Raw genomic sequence first — 18,248 nt, 5'->3', positions numbered from 1 at the left:
GTGCTCATTGAGGGCGGACATGGACTCGAGGGTATCCCGGTCCGGTGAATCCATATCGATGATCACCACGTCCGGCTCCTCCTGGGCAACAGCTGCCACGAGCCCTCGCGTGCTGCTGCGTTGCCCCACCACCTCGTAGCCCTCGGAGGTCAGTGCGTCGCACACCATCGCTGCCCGTTCCGGCTCGTTGTCCACCAGCATGACACGTACACCGCTCTGATCCGCCGACATGCTCCATCCCCAGCGTCGATTCGCGCCATTCTGAAGCAAAAGCCACGCCAGCCTCCTTGCCCATGAAACCGGTCTCAATCGCCGGCTTCAACGGAGCGAGCGCCCCAATGCAGTGCAATCTGCCCCGAAACAGGACATGACTGGGCTCCCCCTCCCCTGATTGGGGCCATTTCAGGCAGGCATGGGAAATGCTTGCGAACGGAGAAGCAACACCATCACAGACCACGGGTACCGAAGCCCGGTCACCGGCACCGAATCCGTGCCGGGGCCGGGCTTCTTCTGTTCAGGGAGCATCCATCATGGGCTGCAAAACCACATGCCCCTACTGCGGCGTCGGCTGCGGTGTCGACGCCACTATCAAGGAAGACACCCTCGAGCCGGTCCAGGGTGATCCGGACCATCCTGCCAACGCGGGGCGGCTGTGCGTGAAGGGGTCCGCCTTGCACGAAACGCTCGGTTCCCAGGGCCGGCTGACCCGACCGCGCATTCAGGGACGTGATACGGACTGGGACGAGGCGATCCAGTACCTGGGCGCGGAACTGACCCGCCTGCAGCAGGAACAGGGCGGCCAGTCGATTGCCTTCTACCTCTCCGGCCAGCTCCTCACCGAGGATTACTACGTGGCCAACAAGTTCGCCAAGGGCTTCATCGGCACGCCACACGTGGATACCAACTCACGGCTGTGCATGTCCTCGGCGGTTGCCGCCCACAAGCGTGCATTCGGCGAGGACGCGGTGCCGGGCTGCTACGAGGACCTGGAACTGGCCGACCTGCTGGTGCTTGCCGGCGCCAATCCAGCCTGGAACCATCCCATCCTGTACCAGCGTATGCAGAGGGCAGGCGACAACAGGCCCGAACGGCGGATGGTGGTGATTGATCCCCGGCGCACCGCGTCCTGTGAGCAGGCTGACCTGCATCTGCCCCTGCGGCCGGGAACGGACGCCATCCTCTGGAATGGTCTTCTGGTATGGCTCGCGGATTCCGGCGCGCTGGATCAGGCCTGGATCGGCGCCCACTGCAACAGCCCTGACGCCGCCCTTCAGGCAGCTCGTGATAGTTCACCCACCCCGGAAGCCGTCGCCGACCAGTGCGACCTGACTGTGGCGGACGTCCGCACCTTCTATGAATGGTTCGCCGCGACCCCGCGCACCACCAGCTTCTGGTCCCAGGGGCTGAACCAGAGCCGCTCCGGCACGGACAAGGCCAACGCCATCATCAACTGCCACCTGGCCACCGGCCGCATCGGCCAGCCCGGCGCCACACCCTTCTCCGTGACCGGCCAGCCCAACGCCATGGGCGGACGCGAGGTCGGCGGGCTCGCCAATCAGCTGGCCGCACACATGGACTACGACACCCCTGGGGCACGGGAGGCCCTGGCCCATTTCTGGCAGGCTCCATCCCTGCCCACGGACCCCGGGCACAAGGCTGTTGCCCTCTTTGAGGCCATGGAGCGCGGTGAGATCCAGTGCGTCTGGATCATGGCCACCAACCCGCTGGTGTCGCTCCCGGACCCGGAGCGGGCACGCCATGCACTGACCCAGTGCCCGCTGGTCATTGTCTCGGACTGTGTGGCCGACACTGACACCCTGGCCCTGGCGGATGTCGCCCTGCCGGCCATGGGCTGGGCCGAGAAGGACGGCACCGTTACCAATTCCGAACGCTGCATCTCGCGCCAGCGGGGCCTGATACCGGCCGTCGGCGAGGCACGCCCGGACTGGTGGATCATCAGCGCCGTGGCCCGGGCCATGGGATTCAATGCAGCGTTTGACTATGCCGGCCCCGCAGCGATCTTCCGGGAACACGCCCTGGCTTCGACCCTTTCCGGTGCCCCCCGACAGCAGTTCAACCTGGGTGCACTTGCCGCCTTTTCCGACCGCGACTATAACGCCATGACGCCGGTCCAGTGGCCGGTCACACCGGAACACCCCCGTGGCCGTGAGCGGTTGTTCGGGGATGGCGCCTTCCCCACACCGGACGGTCGGGCCCGTTTCACCCCCATTCATCCCACGGCACCGGCAAGGGGGCCCACAGTAACCACCCCCCTGTGGGTCACCAGCGGCCGCATCCGCGACCAGTGGCATACCATGACCCGCACGGGCCGAGCAGCACGTCTTCTCCAGCACCTGTGTGAACCGTTTATTGAGGTCCATCCGGACGACCTCGCAGCTCACGATCTCGCGGATGGCGACCTGGCCTGGCTCAGCAACGGCCAGGGCCGGTACCTGGGTCGAACCAGGGCCAGTGACGGTATGCGGCCGGGGGAGGTATTCGTGCCCATCCACTGGAACCACCAGTTCACCACGAACGGACTGGCTTCCGCGCTTTTCCCCAGAGTCATCGATCCGCTTTCCGGACAGCCGGAAACCAAGCACGCCAGCGCCGCACTGCTGCCCTTCAACGCCCGCTGGCATGCCCGGTTACTGGGCGAACAGCCGGAGCAGTGGCCTGAAGGCCTCTACTGGGCCCGGGTACCGATGGAGAAGACGACCTGCTGGCACCTGGCCGGCAACAGCCCCATCCCGGACTGGCCCGGCACCGCGCGCCAGTGGCTCGGAGGGGAACCTGACTCGGAGATGCGGGACCCCAGGGCCGGGCGCTACCGGGCAGCCTGGTATCACGGCGATCGGTTGCGGGCGGTGCTGCTGGTGGAACCCGGGAATGACTTCCCCGGCCTCGACTGGCTGGACAGCCTCTTCCAGACGCAACCACTGGATGACGGTACACGGCGCCGTGTCCTGGCAGGCCGGGACAGCGACCAGCCAGACCCCGGCCCCATCATCTGTTCCTGCTACCAGGTGGGCGAGCGCCGGATCGAGGAAGCTCTGGCGCAAGGCTGTGACTCGGTATCCGCCCTCGGCGGTGCCCTGGGCTGTGGCACCAACTGTGGTTCCTGCGTACCGGAACTCAGGCAGTTGGTGGAACAGTCCCTGCCCGAACCCTCAGGTGATGGATGAGCGCCAGTGTTCCCGCCACCGGCCCCAGCAGATAGAAGGCAGCCATGGCCTGATCCGGCACCAGTTCCAGCATCAGGCCACCGAAAAGCGTGCCGCTGCCGAAACCGATGGTATGGACACTGATCAGGCGCCCGGAGACCTGGCCCTGGGCATCCGGGCGCCGTGCCCGCAGGATGCTGCCGTACCAGGGGGCGGCCAGGGTAAGCCCGGCGGTGATCAGGCACACGGCTACGCCCACACCGATCACGCTGGACGAAGCCGCCAGCAATACGCCCCCCAGGGTAAATACGCCGAGCCAGAGGCCACTCAGGATTCGGGGCATGGGCGACAGCCAGCGGTTCCCCAGGGGCCCGGCGAGGACCGCGGAAACCGATGCCACCATCAGCACCGTCCCCGTCCACTGGGAGGCCGTTACCGAATCGAGGTCTGCCAGGTTCTGGATGTAGGGCCCCAGAGCAAACTGGAGTTGCCCCACCCAGAGGGTGATCACGAACCCAAGGGCATACAGGGGCCAGTCCTCGTTCCAGGGCGGCGCCACGGCGCTTTCACGGTTTCCGGACGGCTCCGGGGCCACGCCCGCTGCGAAGTACCACTGCATGAGCCACAGAGCCGCGCCCAGCAGGACAATCAGGACCAGCCCCAGCGGCAGGCTCCATATCGCCGCCAGCGCCACGATGCCTGGACCCATGACGCGCCCGGCATGGGTTGAGGCCTGGATGTAGGCCAGTGTCTCCGGCCACTGGGCAACCGGTTTGTCCGCCAGCGCGAAACGCTGGGCAGAGGGGAATACGCCGCCAGTGGCAATGCCGTAGACCAGGCGCGTCGCGATGGCGATGACCGCAATCCAGAAGGGAGACGACAGGGCAAGGATCGCCAGGATCAACAGGCCATAGCAGACCACCACCAGCCCCATGGTGAGGCGCATCACCGGCAGGGCCCCATGGCTGTCCGTACGCCGGCCCCAGACCGGACTGCTCACGGCCACCAGAATCAGGCTGGCGGCAACCAGCACCGACCAGAAAACGGGCGGCAGCCCAGTGCGTTCAATGATCCAGGGCAGGGTTGCCAGCAGCGATGACTGGAACAGCCCCATGACAGTGACGGTGGCGACCGCCAGAAACAGCTTCATGTGGGCTCCCGCCGCTGATGAGGGCCACGCAACAGGATCATTCCTGCGGCATGGGCGCCCCCTGGCTCAGGCGCTCCACGGCCTGCCGACACTGTTCATCAAGCTCGCCAGTGCTGCGGACGCCCAGACCCATATCCCGCAGACGGCCATCCTCCAGACCATAGATGCAGCCGTGGACCGAGAGCTCCTGGCCGCCCCGCCAGGCATCCGCCACCACCGTGGTCCGACAGACATTGGCAACCTGCGCCACCACGTTCAGCTCGCAGAGCTTGTTAACGGCGGCCATCTCATCCGGCTGGGCCGCCAACAGTTCCCGATAGTCCGCAGCGACGTTCTGGATGTGGCGCAGCCAGTTGTCGATCAGCCCCAGGTGGGCATCCTGATAAGCCGCTTTGACGCCACCGCAGCCGTAATGACCGCAGACGATCACGTGCTTCACCTTCAGGACTTCCACGGCGAACTGCAGCACCGACAGCAGGTTCAGGTCGGTCTGCACCACCACATTGGCCACATTCCGGTGCACGAACAGCTCACCAGGCATCAGCCCCACCACCTGGTTGGCGGGAACCCGGCTGTCGGCACAGCCGATCCACAGGTATTCCGGCGCCTGCTGCTGGGAGAGCCGCTCAAAGAAATCCGGATCCTGCGCCAGCGTGTCCTGAACCCACTGCGCGTTGTTATCGAACAGATGCTTGAGTGCTGTTGCCAATATCCCCCCTAATCCACCTGTGGCCGTCAGCCCCATCTTACCGGGCAGCCGACCCGCGGGGAACCGGATTGCGGGCCCCACCATTAACATTTATATTTATTGAATCTTTTAAGGAAATGGAACCGGCATGGCCCGCAGCCGCGAAAAACGCCTGAAAAGCGCCCGCTTTTTCTTTCCGGCCGCCTGCCTCCATGCGGCCATCGCAATGCCGTTGTCCATGGCCGCCATGCTGGCCGGCTGGCGCTGGGCTCCCGGTCTGGCAGGCAGCCACCATGGTCACGAGATGGTGTTCGGCTTTGCCCTGGCGGTGATTGCTGGCTACACCCTTGGCCCTCAGCCCAGGCGCTGGCTGGCTGCACTGTTCGGGCTCTGGCTGGCTGCTCGTCTGGGCTACGCCCTGGCACCCGGATTCTGGCTGAGCCAGCTGCTCAGCCCCGCATTCGCCCTGTTGCTGGCCTGGCGGGTGGTCCCCCGCTTCAATGCCGCCAAGAAATGGCGCAACCGCATGCTGGTGCCGCTGATGGTGAGCCTGTGCGGTCTTCCCCTGCTCTGGCTGATACTGCCGATCATCCCGGTTCCGGGGGCCACGACGCTGCTTCACACCGGGGTAGCCCTGCTGCTGCTTCTGATGACCTTCATGAGCGGGCGACTGATCGCTCCAGCTGTGGCGGGCACTCTGGAAAAACGTGGCATTACGCAGGAAGCACGGGTCCAGCCGCGGATCGAGGCCGCCCTGATCCTGATACTGGGGCTGGCGGCCGCCCTGACCCTGCTGCCGCTGCCTGTATTGCCCGCAGGCACTTTTCTGGCAGCTGCCGGTATTCTGATCCTGATCCGCACGGTCCGCTGGCGGCTCTGGCTGTGCCTGGACCGGCCGGATCTGTTGGGTCTGGCGCTGGGAACAGTGTGGCTGGCAGCCGGCGCCCTGGGCATAGGCCTGGCGCAACTGCTCGGCCGGGATCCATCGGCGCTACTTCACCTGATTACAGTGGGCGCGCTGGGAACCCTGACCATCGGTGTGATGCTGCGGATCCACTATCACGCTATCCGCCGCCAGCCGCCGCCTTCAGGCGTTCTCAAGGCCACCCTGGTCCCCGTGGCAGTAGCGGCACTGGCGCGGCTGGCAGCAGGGCCGGTTCCCTGGAACGCGCCTGAGCTTCTGTGGACAGCGGCCGCTGCCTGGTCACTGGCCTATGCGTTCACTGCGGGCGCATTGATCCTGCACCGTTGAACTACAACCCAATCCGGTGAGCCGGCTGGTGAAGAAGATGTTTTTCATGCGCAGCCATGAGAACTCACGCTACGCTTGGGTGGATGTCTTCTTCGGCCCCAACAGAGACAAGGTCCACGTGATCGACAGACAGACACTGGAAATCGAAAAGACACTCCAGCCAGCACCCGGCAAATACAACGTCTGGAATAAGATCCAGTATGAGGAAGGCACCAGCCATTGACGGACATCATTGTGAGCAACTGATGTCCCAGGTACTGTATTACATTAGATTATTCTTAATTCTGGGTAATCCATTCCGGAGTCAGCCGTGGTTACTGTCCCGCACCGGAAAAACGCGCTCCTGGTCATGCTGTCCCTGCTCGCAGGCATTGTCTTCGTCGTGGTTATGGCCAGCCTGAGGTCAGGCCCCGCGGAATCCAGCTCCCCTTCGCCTGCCCGCAGTGTACGGGTCATCCCCATTACCCCCATGCCGTTTCGTGTTGAGGTCAGTGGTTACGGCAACGTGCGCGCGGCCCGACGCTGGCAGGCGGTCGCCCGAGTGGGCGGGCGCATCACCCAGCGTCACCCGGAGCTGGAAAGCGGCAACATCATCGATGAAGGCACCGAACTGCTCCGGATCGATCCAACCCGTTACGAGCTGGCCGTCGCCAGCGCCGAAGCGGATCTGGCGGCCACCCGCAGTGACCGCCGCGAGCTTGAACAGAAAGCCGCCAACACCCGGATGCTGCTCGAACTGGAGAAAGAACGCCTGGCCCTGGCGGAGAAAGAGCTTGAGCGCATCCGCCGCCTTGCAGAGAGGGACGCAGTCTCCCGAACACGTGTGGACGAACAGGAACGGGCGACACTTCAGCAACGTCAGGCCGTGCAGTCACTGGAGAATGAACTGGCACTGATGCCCAGCCAGCGTGAGAGGCTTAAGGCGCACACTGCCCGTGCCCAATCCGCTCTGGAGCAGGCCCGGCAGGATCTGGCGGACACCCGGTTCACCGCTCCCTTCGACCTGCGCATCCATGACGCCACGGTGGAAAAGCAGGAGGAAGTGCGCACAGGGCAAACCCTGCTCCGGGCCGGCGGCATCGCCCGGGCGGAAGCCGTCATCCAGCTTCCCGTTGCCCAGCTCCGCCGCCTGCTGCGTCAGCTCCCGGACACGCCCGCTGGCACAGCCGACAGATCAGTGGCGGATCTGCACCAACGCCTTGATCTCAGCAGGATCACTGCAACCCTTTCACTGGCGGGAGCCCCGGATGTCAACTGGGACGCCAGCGTCACGCGGATTGCCAGTGGCCTTGATCCGGGCACACGCACCGTCCAGGTAGTACTGAGCGTGGAAGAGCCCTACCGCAATGCCAATCCACCCGAGAAGCCACCACTGGTTCGGGGCATGTACGTGCAGGGCACCCTCTCGCTCCCAACGCCGAATGACGTGATTGCGGTTCCCGCAGCGAGCGTCCACCAAGATACCCTCTATCTGGCCGATGATCAGGACCGCCTTGAACGGCGCAGGGTCTCGGTGGGATGGACCCAGGATGATCTTGCTGTCATCCAGAAGGGGGTGACCCCCGGAGAACGGCTGGTGCTGGATGATCTGGTTCCCGCCATCGATGGAACCCGACTCAACCCGAGCCGCGATGATAAAGCCCTGAATACCATCCGGAGCCAGGCGCGGAGTTCCGCCCGATGATCCGCTGGTTTGCAGCCCACCCCACGGCTGGCAATCTCGTTCTGATCCTGATTCTGGCCATCGGGCTGTTCGCCGCACCCAACCTCAAGCGCGAGACCTTCCCCGACTACCGGCCACCGGAAGTCAGCATCACCATGGAATACCGCGGTGCAACCGCCGCAGACGTCGAAGAAGCCATCTGCCAACGGTTCAATGAAGCCCTCCAACGGGTCGAGAACCTGGATGAACTCACCTGCACGGCCCGGGACAACAGGGCGAACGCCATCGCCAGCATGAACCGTGGTGGTGATATGGGGCGTTTCCTGGACGACATCCGGACAGAGATTGAGGCGCTTCAGAACCTGCCCGAGCGCGCCGAGGACCCGGTCATTGAAGAACGTTACCGCACCGATCTGGTGGCCGCCCTCGCTATTTCCGGCCCCATGTCCTTCAACGACCTGGAGGAATACGCCGACGACCTCGAGGACCGACTGCTGCACCTGGAGGGTGTCGCGGATGTGGTAACCCGGGGCCTGTCACAGCGCCAGTGGCAGGTAGCGGTCTCGCGCGACCAACTGCGCCAATATGGGCTGGCCACCACGGATATCGCCGCGGCCCTGCAGCGCCAGAACCTGGACCTGCCTCTGGGAACCCTGGAGACGGAGCGGCAGGATGTTCAGTTGCGCTTTGTGGACCAGCGCCAACGTGCCGAAGACCTCAGGGACATCCGCATCATCAGCGGCGACAGCGGTGCCGAGATCCGGCTGGGCGACATTGCCGATGTCAGCATTTCTCATGAACGGGATGAAGAACGGGTTACCTTCAACGGTGAGCGGGCCATCATTCTGGAGGTCCACAAAAGCCTGGGGGCCGATTCGCTGCGCGTCATGGATGCGCTCAAGGCATTCCGCAACAGTGAGCTCAGGGCCACGGATGGTACCGTCAGCCTGGAACTGACCCAGGATATGACCTCCATCGTCCGGGATCGCCTCCAGATGCTGGTTGAGAACGGTCTTTTCGGGCTGGTGCTTGTGGGGTTGGTTCTGAGCCTGTTCTTCCGCCCACGCCTTGCTCTCTGGGCCCTGTTCGGACTGCCCGCCGCGTTTGCCGGAGCCTTTGCGGTCATGCTGGCGACCGGGCTTACCCTGAACATGATCACTCTGGTCGCTCTGCTCATGGCCATTGGCATCGTCATGGACGATGCCGTGGTGATTACCGATAACATCGCCACCCACGCCAAACAGAACCGCTCCCCGCTGGAAGCCGCCGCCCACGGCGCCCGCGAGGTCTTTCCCGGCGTCATGTCCTCGTTTCTGACCACGGCTTCCGTATTTGTACCTCTGGGCTTTCTGGCCGGAGAAATGGGGGCGGTGCTCGAAGTCCTGCCGGTCGCCCTGCTCGCCGCCCTGGCCGCCAGCCTCATTGAAGCCTTCTGGATCCTCCCCCATCACCTGAAACGGAGCCTGAAGACGCTGGAAGATGGTGCCGATTCCCGCTTCAGGGCGGGCTTCACGCAGCGTTTTGAGGTGCTGCGCGAGCACGCCGGACGTGTCACGGACCACGCCATCCGAGCCCGCTACCCGGTGCTTGCCGCCATACTGCTGTTCCTGTTCGGCTCTGTCGGTGTCATCGCCTTTGGGGCGATCAAGATGGAAGGAATGCCGGACATCGAAGGTGACGTACTGGAAGCACGGATCCTCATGCCCCAGGGTACCCCACTGGAACGCACCGAGGCGGTTGCAGAGCAGGTCAGCGCTGCCATGGAGGCCATCGATCAGGAGCTGAGGCCTGAGCAACCCGGAGAACAGCCCCTGGTTGAGAACATCCAGACGCGGTTCAACCATCACGCCAGTGCCGGAGAAACCGGGCCCCATATCGCCACCGTCATGGTGGACCTTCTGACGGCCGAAGCGCGCACGACGAACCTGGATACGCTCAGGCAGCGCTGGTACGAGGAGATTGGCAGCATCCATGGCCTTGTCAGCCTCAACATCCAGGAACCCGGTTTCGGCCCGGCGGGCGTTCCCATTGAGGTCCGCCTGCAGCACGAGGATCTGCACACCCTGAAACAGGCGGCCACAGACCTGTCCTCAGCCATTGGTGGTTACGCCGGCACCCTCAACATCATGGACGACCTCCGCCCCGGCAAGCCCCAACGACTGCTCTCACTCAGGGAGGGGGCCCTGGCGCTGGGCATTGATGCCCGCGATGTAGCCACCCAGATCCGGACCAGTCTGCTCGGTGAGATTGTGGACTCGGTTCAGGTCGGAGATCAGTACATCGAGCTCCTGCTGCGCCAGACAGCGAAGGAACGCAATACTCTCGACTTCCTCGCCGACAGCGTCGTGTTCAGCGCCAGCGATGGCGCCGTACCACTGACCGAAGTGGTCCGGGTTGAGAACGCGAGGGGCTGGGGGCAGATTACACGGGTCGATGGACTGCGCACCGTGACGGTCACCGCTGACGTTGATTCACAGACCGCAAACGCAGCCGCTATTGTGGGCGATCTGAGGGAAACAGAATTCCCGCAACTGAAGGATCGTTACGCCGACCTCGGAATCACCGTGGAAGGTCAGACCGCCCGCTCACAGGAAACAGGCCAGTCCATCGCCCGGGGCCTGTTGATCGGGCTTGTGGGCATATTCCTGATCCTGTCGTTCCAGTTCCGCAGCACCATCGAGCCTGTGATCGTGATGCTGGCGATCCCGGTGGCCTTCATGGGCGCCATCTGGGGCCATATCCTGATGGGCTACAACCTGTCCATGCCATCACTGATCGGAGCCGCATCCCTGGCCGGAATCGTGGTAAACAACGCCATCCTGCTGCTCCAGTTCATACGGATCCACCGGGAGCATGGCCTCGATGCCCTGAGTGCCGCCAGCCAGGCCAGCCGGGACCGGTTCCGGGCCATCTTCATCACCTCCAGCACCACCATCGCGGGTCTGCTGCCGCTGCTGACCGAGACCAGTACCCAGGCCATGGCGGTCATTCCCCTGGTGATCTCCGTTGTGTTCGGGCTGTTGATCTCAACCGCGCTGATCCTGATCGCACTGCCGGCGTTCTACGCCATCCTCAGCGATCTTGGCCTAACCAGTACGGACGCGGATGCCTTTTAAGACTGAATTAAGGTTGCGCCCATAGGCTGGAGCCTGAATACATGGGCAGCGGAGAACCAACCATGAATCAGGACAATCAGGTGCGGGTCTGGGACCCGTTCATACGCATCTTCCACTGGCTTCTGGTCATTGCCTTCTTTACGGCCTATCTGACCGAGGGAGAGCCCGAGTGGCTGCATGCCTGGGCGGGCTACCTCATTGTGGGGCTGCTGGTATTGCGCATTATCTGGGGCTTTATCGGAAGCGAACACGCCCGTTTCAGCAGCTTCGTGTTCTCTCCCGGCACCATACTGGCGTACCTGCGCGACACTATCCGGGGACGCGCCGCGTACTACCGGGGGCACAACCCGGCAGGCGGTGCCATGATCCTCGCGATCATCCTGTCCCTGCTCATCACCTCCGGCGCCGGAATGGTCGTCCTCGCGGGGGAGGAAGGCGAAGGGCCTCTCGCCGGCTGGCTGATTGCCACACCGGAGATGCAGTCAGGGGTTGCCCCCGGCGAAACGCATAACAAGTCTGAAGAGGGCGAAGAAGCCCACGAAGAGGAAGAACACGAGGAAAGCGCCCTGGTGGAAACGGCCGAAGAAGTCCATGAGTTGTTTGCTAACCTGACGCTGGCGCTGGTGATTCTTCACGTGATCGCCGTGATCGTGGAAAGCATCCGCGAACGCCAGAACCTGGTCCGATCCATGTTCACCGGATACAAGAGGGGGCACTGATGACAATCCTGCGGAAATGGCGGCGGCCCATGGCCGCCCCACTGCTGCTTGCGGCGCTTATACCCATTGCCGGCGCCGATCATGACGAGGTCCGGGAACTGCATGAGAATGAGGACATCGTTGGTCTTGAACAGATCCTCAGCACCTTTCACCAGCGTTACCCCGATGGCCGGGTACTGGAAGTGGAGCTGGAGTGCGAGGACGACGAGCACATCTACGAACTGGAAATCCTTGGCCCATCGGGAGAGGTCCGTGAACTGCGCTTTGACGCCGTTACCGGTGACTTTCTGGGTGAAGAGGATTCGGATGACTGATGCGACTGTTACTGGTTGAGGACGAGGCCGCCCTGGCCGAACAGCTGAGAAAGGCGCTGAGTGATGCGGGCTTTGCCACGGATGTCACCGGCGACGGCATTGAGGCGCAGTACCTGGGCGAGGAAGAGGCCTACGATGTGGCGGTACTGGACCTCGGCCTGCCCGGGCGTTCGGGGCTCGACGTGCTGCGGAACTGGCGGACGGCGGGCAACGACCTTCCGGTCCTGATCCTCACGGCCCGGGACGCCTGGCATGAGAAAGTCGACGGCTTCAAGGCCGGTGCCGATGACTACCTGGGGAAGCCCTTCCATACCGAGGAGTTGATTGCCCGGCTCAATGCCCTCATCCACAGGGCCAGCAACCGGCCCGGCGGTGCCCTTACCGCCGGCGGCCTGACCCTCGATGAAGAGCGCCAGGAAGCCCTTCTGCCTTCCGGCACCCGGGTAGGGCTGACCGGAACCGAGTTCCGGCTGATACGCTACCTGATGCTTCACCCTGATACCCTGCTGTCGAAAAGCCGCCTCACCGAGCATGTCTATGAATACGACCAGGACAGGGACAGCAATGTCATCGAGGTCTACATCAACCGGCTGCGCCGGAAGATCGGACACGAGGCCATCGAGACCCGGCGTGGTCAGGGCTACGTCTTTCATCCCCGTTTCTTCCACCAGCAGGACGGCTGACTGAGGCTATGGCACGCACCAGCCTGCAATCCCGGCTTGCCATTGGCATTGCCGCCCCGGTGGCAGTAGCGACGCTGCTGACCGTGGTCCTCGTCAGCTATGGCGTGCGCCAGCTGGTGGATGACTTTGTACTGACCCGTCTCGAGCACGATCTCGAGACCCTAGTCGCGGGCGTGGAATTGAGTCCGGACGCGCCCCCGCACCAGGGCAAACAGCTGACCCAGGTCTATCAACAGCCCTATTCCGGCCACTATTTCCAGATTGAAGCGCCGGGCAGCGCGCCCCAGCGGTCCCGCTCCCTCTGGGACCAGAGGCTGGACCTGCCCGATCTCGAGCCAGGCGAACGGCGCACCTTCCGCACCCGGGGGCCCGAGGGACAACCCCTCATGATGCTGGCTGAGGGCTTCAGCCAGTCGGGGCGCTCCGCCGTGGTCGGTGTCGCCGAAGACCTCGGCCCCCTGACGAGCACAGTGCAATTTCTCCAGATCGCCATCGGCGGTCTCGGCGTCCTGCTTCTCGCTCTCATTGTCCTGGCACAGACAGCACTCATCCGTCGCGGCCTGGCACCGTTGAGCGCGCTGCGCCAGGAACTGCATCGCCTGGAACAGGGCGATATCACGGAGCTCAACGCCAATCGTGTTCCAGCGGAAATCCAGCCCCTGATCAAGGAGATCAACCAGCTGATCCGGCTGATCTCCAGCCGCTTAACACGCTCCAGGAACGCCCTTGGCAACCTTGCCCACGCCCTGAAAACGCCACTGACCATCCTCGATGGGCTGGCTGAAGACGGGGAACGCACAACCGGCGACGAACTCCACCGCCAGGTCGCGGCCATGCGCAACATCGTTGAACGGGAACTGCGCCGCGCACGCCTTGCTGGCGGTGGCATGCCCGGCAGAACACTGGCACCGGAGACCGCCCTGGGTGAACTCGTCGATGTGTTCTCCAAGGTCTACGCCAACAAGGCCATTACCTTTGATATCCAGGCACCGCCGGAGCTGAAGCTGCCCCTGGACCGGGAGGATTTCCTGGAGCTGGCGGGGGTGCTTCTCGACAACGCCTGCAAATGGTGCGATCACCGCGTCCAGGTGGCCGTGGAACGGACCGGGGAAACGACGCTGCTCAGCGTCGACGATGACGGTCCGGGCTGCCCCGCGGAGCAGCGCGATTCCCTGGCGAAACGGGGCTGGCGGGTGGATGAGGAACAGCCGGGCTCCGGCCTGGGGCTTGCCATCGCCGCCGACATCCTGGAGCAGTACGACGGGCTCCTATCCTTCCATGACTCGCCGCTTGGCGGATTGCAGGTGAAAGCCACTCTCAAAACAGGGAGGGATTGATTTCCAGGGCAACCACTGCTTTTTTATCCAAAAAGATTCACTTTATTAGAATTTTATTCACACGATCCCATCAACACAGACAATAACCATCAAATCCAGGGAGACAAACCGATCATGACACTCATCCGTAACAGCCTTATCGGCGCACTATTGGTAACAATAACTCTTGCCGTTCTGCCGGCACAGGCAGAGGACGTGACCTCGGAACTGACCCCCAAGTTACGGGGACTTCTCCAGAAGGAGATGGTCGGAATCGAGGCTGCCATGAAGGAAGTCTACAGCGCCATTATCCGCGGCAACCACGAGGTCGTGCAGGAAAAAGGGCAGGCCATTCACGACAGCTTCATCCTTGATCAGGAGTTGACCCAGGAAGACCGGAAAACACTCAAGGCGTCTGTCCCCAAGGCATTCCTGAAGCTGGATCAGAAGTTCCACAAGCAGGCTGCACAGCTCTCGGAAGCAGGCAACGCAGAGAACACAAGGAAACAGAAAAAGGTCTTCGACCGGATGACCAACTCCTGTGTGAGCTGTCACAGCCGCTTCGTGAATGAGCGTTTCAGTGGTCTGAACCAGTAAGCCCGACTGCTCCCGCAGCCGGGCCGGCTGCTTCAGGCCTGGGACGCATCCAGCGCCTGTTCGACATCCGCCAGTATGTCGTCGACGTGCTCAATGCCGATGGCGAGACGGACCAGGTCCCGGGAGACACCGGCACTGGCCAGCTCCTCGTCATTGAGCTGGCGGTGGGTGGTGCTGGCGGGGTGGCAGGCCAGTGTCTTGGCATCACCGATATTCACCAGGCGCACGATCATCTGCAGGGCATCAATGAATTTCGCGCCTGCCTCATCGCCACCCCTGATGCCGAAGGACAGGATACCCGACGCCCGGCCGTCCATGTATTTCTTCGCAAGCTCATGATACCGGCTCGATTCAAGGCCCGCGTAGTTGACCCAGTTCACCGCCGGATGCTTCTCCAGATACTGGGCCACTTTCAGGGCGTTCTCACAGTGGCGCTCCATGCGAAGGTGCAGGGTCTCGATGCCCTGCATCAGCTGGAAAGCGTTCATGGGTGACAGGGCCGCGCCCATGTTGCGCAGCGGCACCACCCGACACCGCCCGATGAACGCCGCCTCGCCCATGGCTTCGGTGTAGACCACGCCATGATAGGAGGGATCCGGCTCGTTCAGCACCGCGAAGCGTTCAGGATAGTCGGCCCAGGGGAAACGGCCGGAGTCCACGATGGCACCGCCAAGCGTGGTGCCATGCCCGCCCATGAACTTGGTCAGCGAATGGATCACCACGTCAGCGCCATGCTCGAAGGGGCGCCACAGGCAGGGCGTTGCTACCGTGTTATCCACGAACAGGGGCACTCCATGGCGATGACCGATGGCAGCCAGCTTTTCAATGTCAACGATATTGCCGGCCGGGTTACCCACAGTCTCGCAGAAGATCAGCTTGGTCCGGTCATCGATCTGGGCCTCGAACGCATCCGGATCATCAGCGCTGACAAACCGGACCTCAATACCCTGTTTCGGGAAGGTATGGGCAAAGAGATTGAATGTACCCCCATAGAGTTGGGTGGTGGTCACGATGTTATCGCCGGCTTCGGCAATAGCCTGGATTGCGGCAGTGATCGCCGCCATGCCGGATGCCATCGCCAACGCGCCCACGCCGCCTTCCAGCAGCCTGACACGCTCCTCCAGGAAAGCATTGGTCGGATTCATGATCCGGCTGTAGATGTTGCCCTCAACCTTCAGGTCAAACAGGTCAGCACCATGCTGTGTGTTGTCGAAAGCATAGGAGGTGGTCTGATAGATCGGGGTTGCGACCGCCTTGGTGGTGGGGTCGGGATGGAAGCCGCCGTGGATGGCGAGAGTGTCCGGTTTCATGGGTATCCTCAGATGCCAGTTGTTGTGGTTGTCGCTCACGATGCCAAGAATAGGACAGCCTGAAGCAGACTGGAACCATTAACCCAGTGGCAGAACCAGCAATGCCGACTACTGCCCGCCTGTTGACTCCAGGTCATCGGAAAGCCAGCCCCGGATGCGCGCGGAAACCCGTCTCTGCTCACGGGCCTGCCCGCCCCTGGGTATCGGGATAGCAGACTGAGTATAGGCCGAAAAACCGCCCCGTCGCGCGGCGGCCGAGCGCTTCTCAGCGCGCTCGGACTGGAGATCCCGGTCATACAGATCAAGAACGGGGACGCTGTAACCCTCCCCCAGCTCTGCGACCAATCCATCGCTGAACGGTGGTCTCAACCGAGCATCGACCCACACCATGCCAAACTGGCCCGGCGGGAAGGTGGCTCCGTTGGCACTGACGTAGCGCAGGACAAGATCCGCACCGTCACCAACACCCACAAGCGCGATGGGACCAACGTTCTCGTTCCGCAGGACATTCACCGCCGCCGCAAGACGATCCGTAGCCCGTTGCTGCCACTCATCATCTCGTGTGGGCGCCGCAGAGTCCTGGGCGACCCGGATGGTCATATCCGGCGGCTTGGAGGCCTCATCCCCACCCTGATCCTCACCACTGCCGCTATCCCCTTCCGCGTCATTTCCGTTCTGGGCTGTCTCCTCTCCATCATTGCCCTCATCACCTGCGCCAGGCTGGACGGGCTCCAGAACCCGCTCGGGCAGGTCCGCTACCGGCTCCGCCGGTTGAGCAATCGAAAGAGTCAGCCAGCCGGCATCGGTGAGCTGCGTTCTCACCGCACCCGCAACTCCCTGGTCAGGCGACTGGCCGGAAGGCGCCACAACCAGGACCCCACCATGGCGCTCAGAGACTGTCTCCCGCTTCAGAAGGCCAGTGAAGACGTTCTCACCCTGGCCCAGCTCAAGCGCCTGATCCGGGTACAGCGATGCCAGCGACCCACCCGCATCACCGGGCCCGTAGTGGACCATGGTGATGCTGGGCGGCTCGACGCCCTGCTGGGTATCCTCACCCGCCGCGTTGTCCTCTCCCTCCGGGGCCTGGCCAGCGTCCTCCTGCTGGCCTATGGCTGGCAATGCAGCCGCACCAAGGCAAATACCGATCAGGGCAATGGGTACGGAGCGACGGAACACGGAACCTCCTGTGGTACGGAATAAGCCGGAAGCGTTAAACTGCTGCCTTTCGGCAACAGTCTATCAACAATGGCGGATCTTCCCATGAACGAGCCCCTTATCGCGCCCTCCATCCTCTCAGCGGACTTCGCCCGGCTGGGCGAGGAAGTGGACAATGTCCTGGCCGCGGGCGCGGACATGGTCCATTTCGACGTCATGGATAACCATTACGTCCCGAACCTCACCATCGGCCCCATGGTCTGCGAGGCCCTGCGCAAGCATGGCGTGACCGCTCCCATCGACGTGCACCTGATGGTCAAGCCGGTGGACGACCTGATCCAGATGTTCATCGATGCCGGCGCCAGCTACATCACCTTCCACCCGGAAGCTTCGGAACACATCGACCGCTCCCTGCAGATGGTGCGCGAAGCCGGGCTCAAAACCGGTCTGGTCTTCAACCCCGCCACGCCGCTGCATTACATGGACTACGTGATGGACAAGATCGACATGATCCTGCTGATGTCCGTGAACCCCGGCTTCGGGGGCCAGTCCTTCATTCCGGGCACCCTCGACAAGCTGCGCGAGGCGCGCCGGAAGATCGATGCCAGCGGTCGTAACATCCGCCTTGAGGTGGACGGCGGTGTGAAGGAAGACAACATCGGGGAGATCGCTGCAGCGGGCGCGGATACCTTTGTTGCCGGTTCCGCCATCTTCAAGAAGGACGACTACAGCCGCATTATCACCGATATGCGGGAACGGATCGCCGAGGCGCGATCAGCGTGACCCGCACGGCGCTCCCCGAAACACTCCTGCTGGACCTGGACGGCACCCTGGTGGACAGCGCCCCCGATCTGGCCGCCGCCGTGGATACCATGCTGGCGGAGCTGGGGCGTGCCCCCGCGGGTGTTGAGAAAACCCGGCTCTGGGTCGGCAACGGCGCCCGCAAGCTGGTGGAACGGGCCCTGGCTGATGCCTTCGACCCCGCCACGCCCGGAGACAAGGGATTTGCCGACCATGCGGAGACCCTTTTCTACAGGGCTTACCACGCCTGCAACGGGCATCACAGCCAGCTCTATACCGGCGCCATGCCTTTTCTGGAGGCAGGCCGGGCGCGGGGGTCC

17 protein-coding genes are annotated in these 18,248 nt (G+C 63.3%); 12 read left to right on the top strand and 5 right to left on the bottom strand.

The window, feature by feature from the left end:
• On the bottom strand, nt 1-231 hold a 231-nt coding region (locus QZ501_RS11025; RefSeq protein WP_295719450.1), incomplete at its 3' end, for a response regulator.
• 299 nt (nt 232-530) lie between these two features.
• On the opposite strand from QZ501_RS11025, the gene QZ501_RS11020 reads away from it, so the two are divergent.
• Nucleotides 531-3,185 carry a nitrate reductase gene (locus tag QZ501_RS11020; RefSeq protein WP_295719448.1) on the top strand — a complete coding sequence of 885 codons (2,655 nt, stop codon included), beginning with the start codon at nt 531-533 and terminating at the stop codon, nt 3,183-3,185.
• Here QZ501_RS11020 and QZ501_RS11015 read toward each other — a convergent pair.
• Both QZ501_RS11015 and can read right to left on the bottom strand, forming a co-directional pair.
• Nucleotides 3,136-4,314 (bottom strand): MFS transporter, encoded by a 1,179-nt coding sequence (locus tag QZ501_RS11015; RefSeq protein WP_151439892.1) that lies wholly within the window; start codon nt 4,312-4,314, stop codon nt 3,136-3,138. The two genes, QZ501_RS11020 and QZ501_RS11015, sit on opposite strands and share 50 nt — an antisense overlap.
• A 37-nt stretch (nt 4,315-4,351) precedes the next feature.
• Nucleotides 4,352-5,023, bottom strand: coding sequence for a carbonate dehydratase (gene can, locus QZ501_RS11010; protein ID WP_237416563.1), 672 nt, complete (start codon nt 5,021-5,023; stop codon nt 4,352-4,354).
• A gap of 127 nt (nt 5,024-5,150) precedes the next feature.
• On the opposite strand from can, the gene QZ501_RS11005 reads away from it, so the two are divergent.
• The 9 genes from QZ501_RS11005 (at nt 5,151) to QZ501_RS10965 (ending at nt 14,662) form a co-directional block, all read left to right on the top strand.
• Complete coding sequence (locus tag QZ501_RS11005) at nt 5,151-6,254, top strand: NnrS family protein (RefSeq protein ID WP_295719445.1); 1,104 nt, start codon at nt 5,151-5,153, stop codon at nt 6,252-6,254.
• A 37-nt stretch (nt 6,255-6,291) separates the two neighbouring features.
• Nucleotides 6,292-6,477 carry a cytochrome D1 domain-containing protein gene (locus QZ501_RS11000; RefSeq protein WP_286173279.1) on the top strand — a complete coding sequence of 62 codons (186 nt, stop codon included), beginning with the start codon at nt 6,292-6,294 and terminating at the stop codon, nt 6,475-6,477.
• 87 nt (nt 6,478-6,564) lie between these two features.
• Nucleotides 6,565-7,938 carry an efflux transporter periplasmic adaptor subunit gene (locus QZ501_RS10995; protein WP_295719442.1) on the top strand — a complete coding sequence of 458 codons (1,374 nt, stop codon included), beginning with the start codon at nt 6,565-6,567 and terminating at the stop codon, nt 7,936-7,938.
• Nucleotides 7,935-11,033, top strand: a complete 3,099-nt coding sequence (locus QZ501_RS10990) for an efflux RND transporter permease subunit (protein WP_295719440.1) — start codon at nt 7,935-7,937, stop codon at nt 11,031-11,033. Before QZ501_RS10995 ends, QZ501_RS10990 begins: the two co-directional genes overlap by 4 nt.
• Nucleotides 11,034-11,095: 62 nt before the next feature.
• Nucleotides 11,096-11,752, top strand: a complete 657-nt coding sequence (locus QZ501_RS10985) for a cytochrome b/b6 domain-containing protein (RefSeq protein WP_225741687.1) — start codon at nt 11,096-11,098, stop codon at nt 11,750-11,752.
• The gene (locus QZ501_RS10980) at nt 11,752-12,066 is read left to right on the top strand and encodes a PepSY domain-containing protein (protein WP_202405673.1); all 315 of its coding nucleotides are present in this window, start codon (nt 11,752-11,754) and stop codon (nt 12,064-12,066) included. The genes QZ501_RS10985 and QZ501_RS10980 overlap by 1 nt, the downstream gene beginning before the upstream one ends.
• Nucleotides 12,066-12,749: a response regulator transcription factor gene (locus QZ501_RS10975; protein ID WP_151439887.1), complete on the top strand. Its 684-nt coding sequence runs from the start codon at nt 12,066-12,068 to the stop codon at nt 12,747-12,749. The genes QZ501_RS10980 and QZ501_RS10975 overlap by 1 nt, the downstream gene beginning before the upstream one ends.
• An 8-nt stretch (nt 12,750-12,757) precedes the next feature.
• Nucleotides 12,758-14,086, top strand: coding sequence for an ATP-binding protein (locus QZ501_RS10970; protein ID WP_295719437.1), 1,329 nt, complete (start codon nt 12,758-12,760; stop codon nt 14,084-14,086).
• A 114-nt stretch (nt 14,087-14,200) separates the two neighbouring features.
• Nucleotides 14,201-14,662 carry a cytochrome c gene (locus QZ501_RS10965; RefSeq protein WP_160899013.1) on the top strand — a complete coding sequence of 154 codons (462 nt, stop codon included), beginning with the start codon at nt 14,201-14,203 and terminating at the stop codon, nt 14,660-14,662.
• A 32-nt stretch (nt 14,663-14,694) separates the two neighbouring features.
• Here the strand turns inward: QZ501_RS10965 and QZ501_RS10960 are convergent, their stop codons facing one another.
• Together QZ501_RS10960 and QZ501_RS10955 are read right to left on the bottom strand one after the other, a co-directional pair.
• Nucleotides 14,695-15,972, bottom strand: coding sequence for an aminotransferase class I/II-fold pyridoxal phosphate-dependent enzyme (locus QZ501_RS10960; RefSeq protein WP_160899012.1), 1,278 nt, complete (start codon nt 15,970-15,972; stop codon nt 14,695-14,697).
• A 108-nt stretch (nt 15,973-16,080) separates the two neighbouring features.
• Nucleotides 16,081-17,148 (bottom strand): DUF3530 family protein, encoded by a 1,068-nt coding sequence (locus tag QZ501_RS10955; RefSeq protein ID WP_295719431.1) that lies wholly within the window; start codon nt 17,146-17,148, stop codon nt 16,081-16,083.
• 84 nt (nt 17,149-17,232) lie between these two features.
• Between QZ501_RS10955 and rpe the strand changes: the two genes are divergently transcribed.
• Nucleotides 17,233-17,910, top strand: a complete 678-nt coding sequence (gene rpe, locus QZ501_RS10950) for a ribulose-phosphate 3-epimerase (protein ID WP_151439883.1) — start codon at nt 17,233-17,235, stop codon at nt 17,908-17,910.
• Nucleotides 17,907-18,248 (top strand): HAD family hydrolase (locus QZ501_RS10945; RefSeq protein ID WP_363174775.1); only part of this gene is annotated, 342 nt, incomplete at its 3' end. The genes rpe and QZ501_RS10945, both read left to right, overlap by 4 nt.

This window comes from uncultured Halovibrio sp., assembly GCF_913056445.1.
In the GTDB taxonomy this organism is placed as follows: domain Bacteria; phylum Pseudomonadota; class Gammaproteobacteria; order Pseudomonadales; family Oleiphilaceae; genus Halospina; species Halospina utahensis_B.
Note: the sequence above shows the minus strand (reverse complement) of the source record. Positions and strands in the feature narration are given on the sequence as shown.

Coding starts and splice junctions, on each gene's coding strand:
- QZ501_RS11020 (WP_295719448.1), top strand. CDS start 531: ATGGGCTGCAAAACCACATGCCCCTACTGCGGCGTCGGCTGCGGTGTC.
- QZ501_RS11015 (WP_151439892.1), bottom strand. CDS start 4,314: ATGAAGCTGTTTCTGGCGGTCGCCACCGTCACTGTCATGGGGCTGTTC.
- QZ501_RS11005 (WP_295719445.1), top strand. CDS start 5,151: ATGGCCCGCAGCCGCGAAAAACGCCTGAAAAGCGCCCGCTTTTTCTTT.
- QZ501_RS11000 (WP_286173279.1), top strand. CDS start 6,292: ATGTTTTTCATGCGCAGCCATGAGAACTCACGCTACGCTTGGGTGGAT.
- QZ501_RS10990 (WP_295719440.1), top strand. CDS start 7,935: ATGATCCGCTGGTTTGCAGCCCACCCCACGGCTGGCAATCTCGTTCTG.
- QZ501_RS10985 (WP_225741687.1), top strand. CDS start 11,096: ATGAATCAGGACAATCAGGTGCGGGTCTGGGACCCGTTCATACGCATC.
- QZ501_RS10980 (WP_202405673.1), top strand. CDS start 11,752: ATGACAATCCTGCGGAAATGGCGGCGGCCCATGGCCGCCCCACTGCTG.
- QZ501_RS10975 (WP_151439887.1), top strand. CDS start 12,066: ATGCGACTGTTACTGGTTGAGGACGAGGCCGCCCTGGCCGAACAGCTG.
- QZ501_RS10970 (WP_295719437.1), top strand. CDS start 12,758: ATGGCACGCACCAGCCTGCAATCCCGGCTTGCCATTGGCATTGCCGCC.
- QZ501_RS10965 (WP_160899013.1), top strand. CDS start 14,201: ATGACACTCATCCGTAACAGCCTTATCGGCGCACTATTGGTAACAATA.
- QZ501_RS10960 (WP_160899012.1), bottom strand. CDS start 15,972: ATGAAACCGGACACTCTCGCCATCCACGGCGGCTTCCATCCCGACCCC.
- rpe (WP_151439883.1), top strand. CDS start 17,233: ATGAACGAGCCCCTTATCGCGCCCTCCATCCTCTCAGCGGACTTCGCC.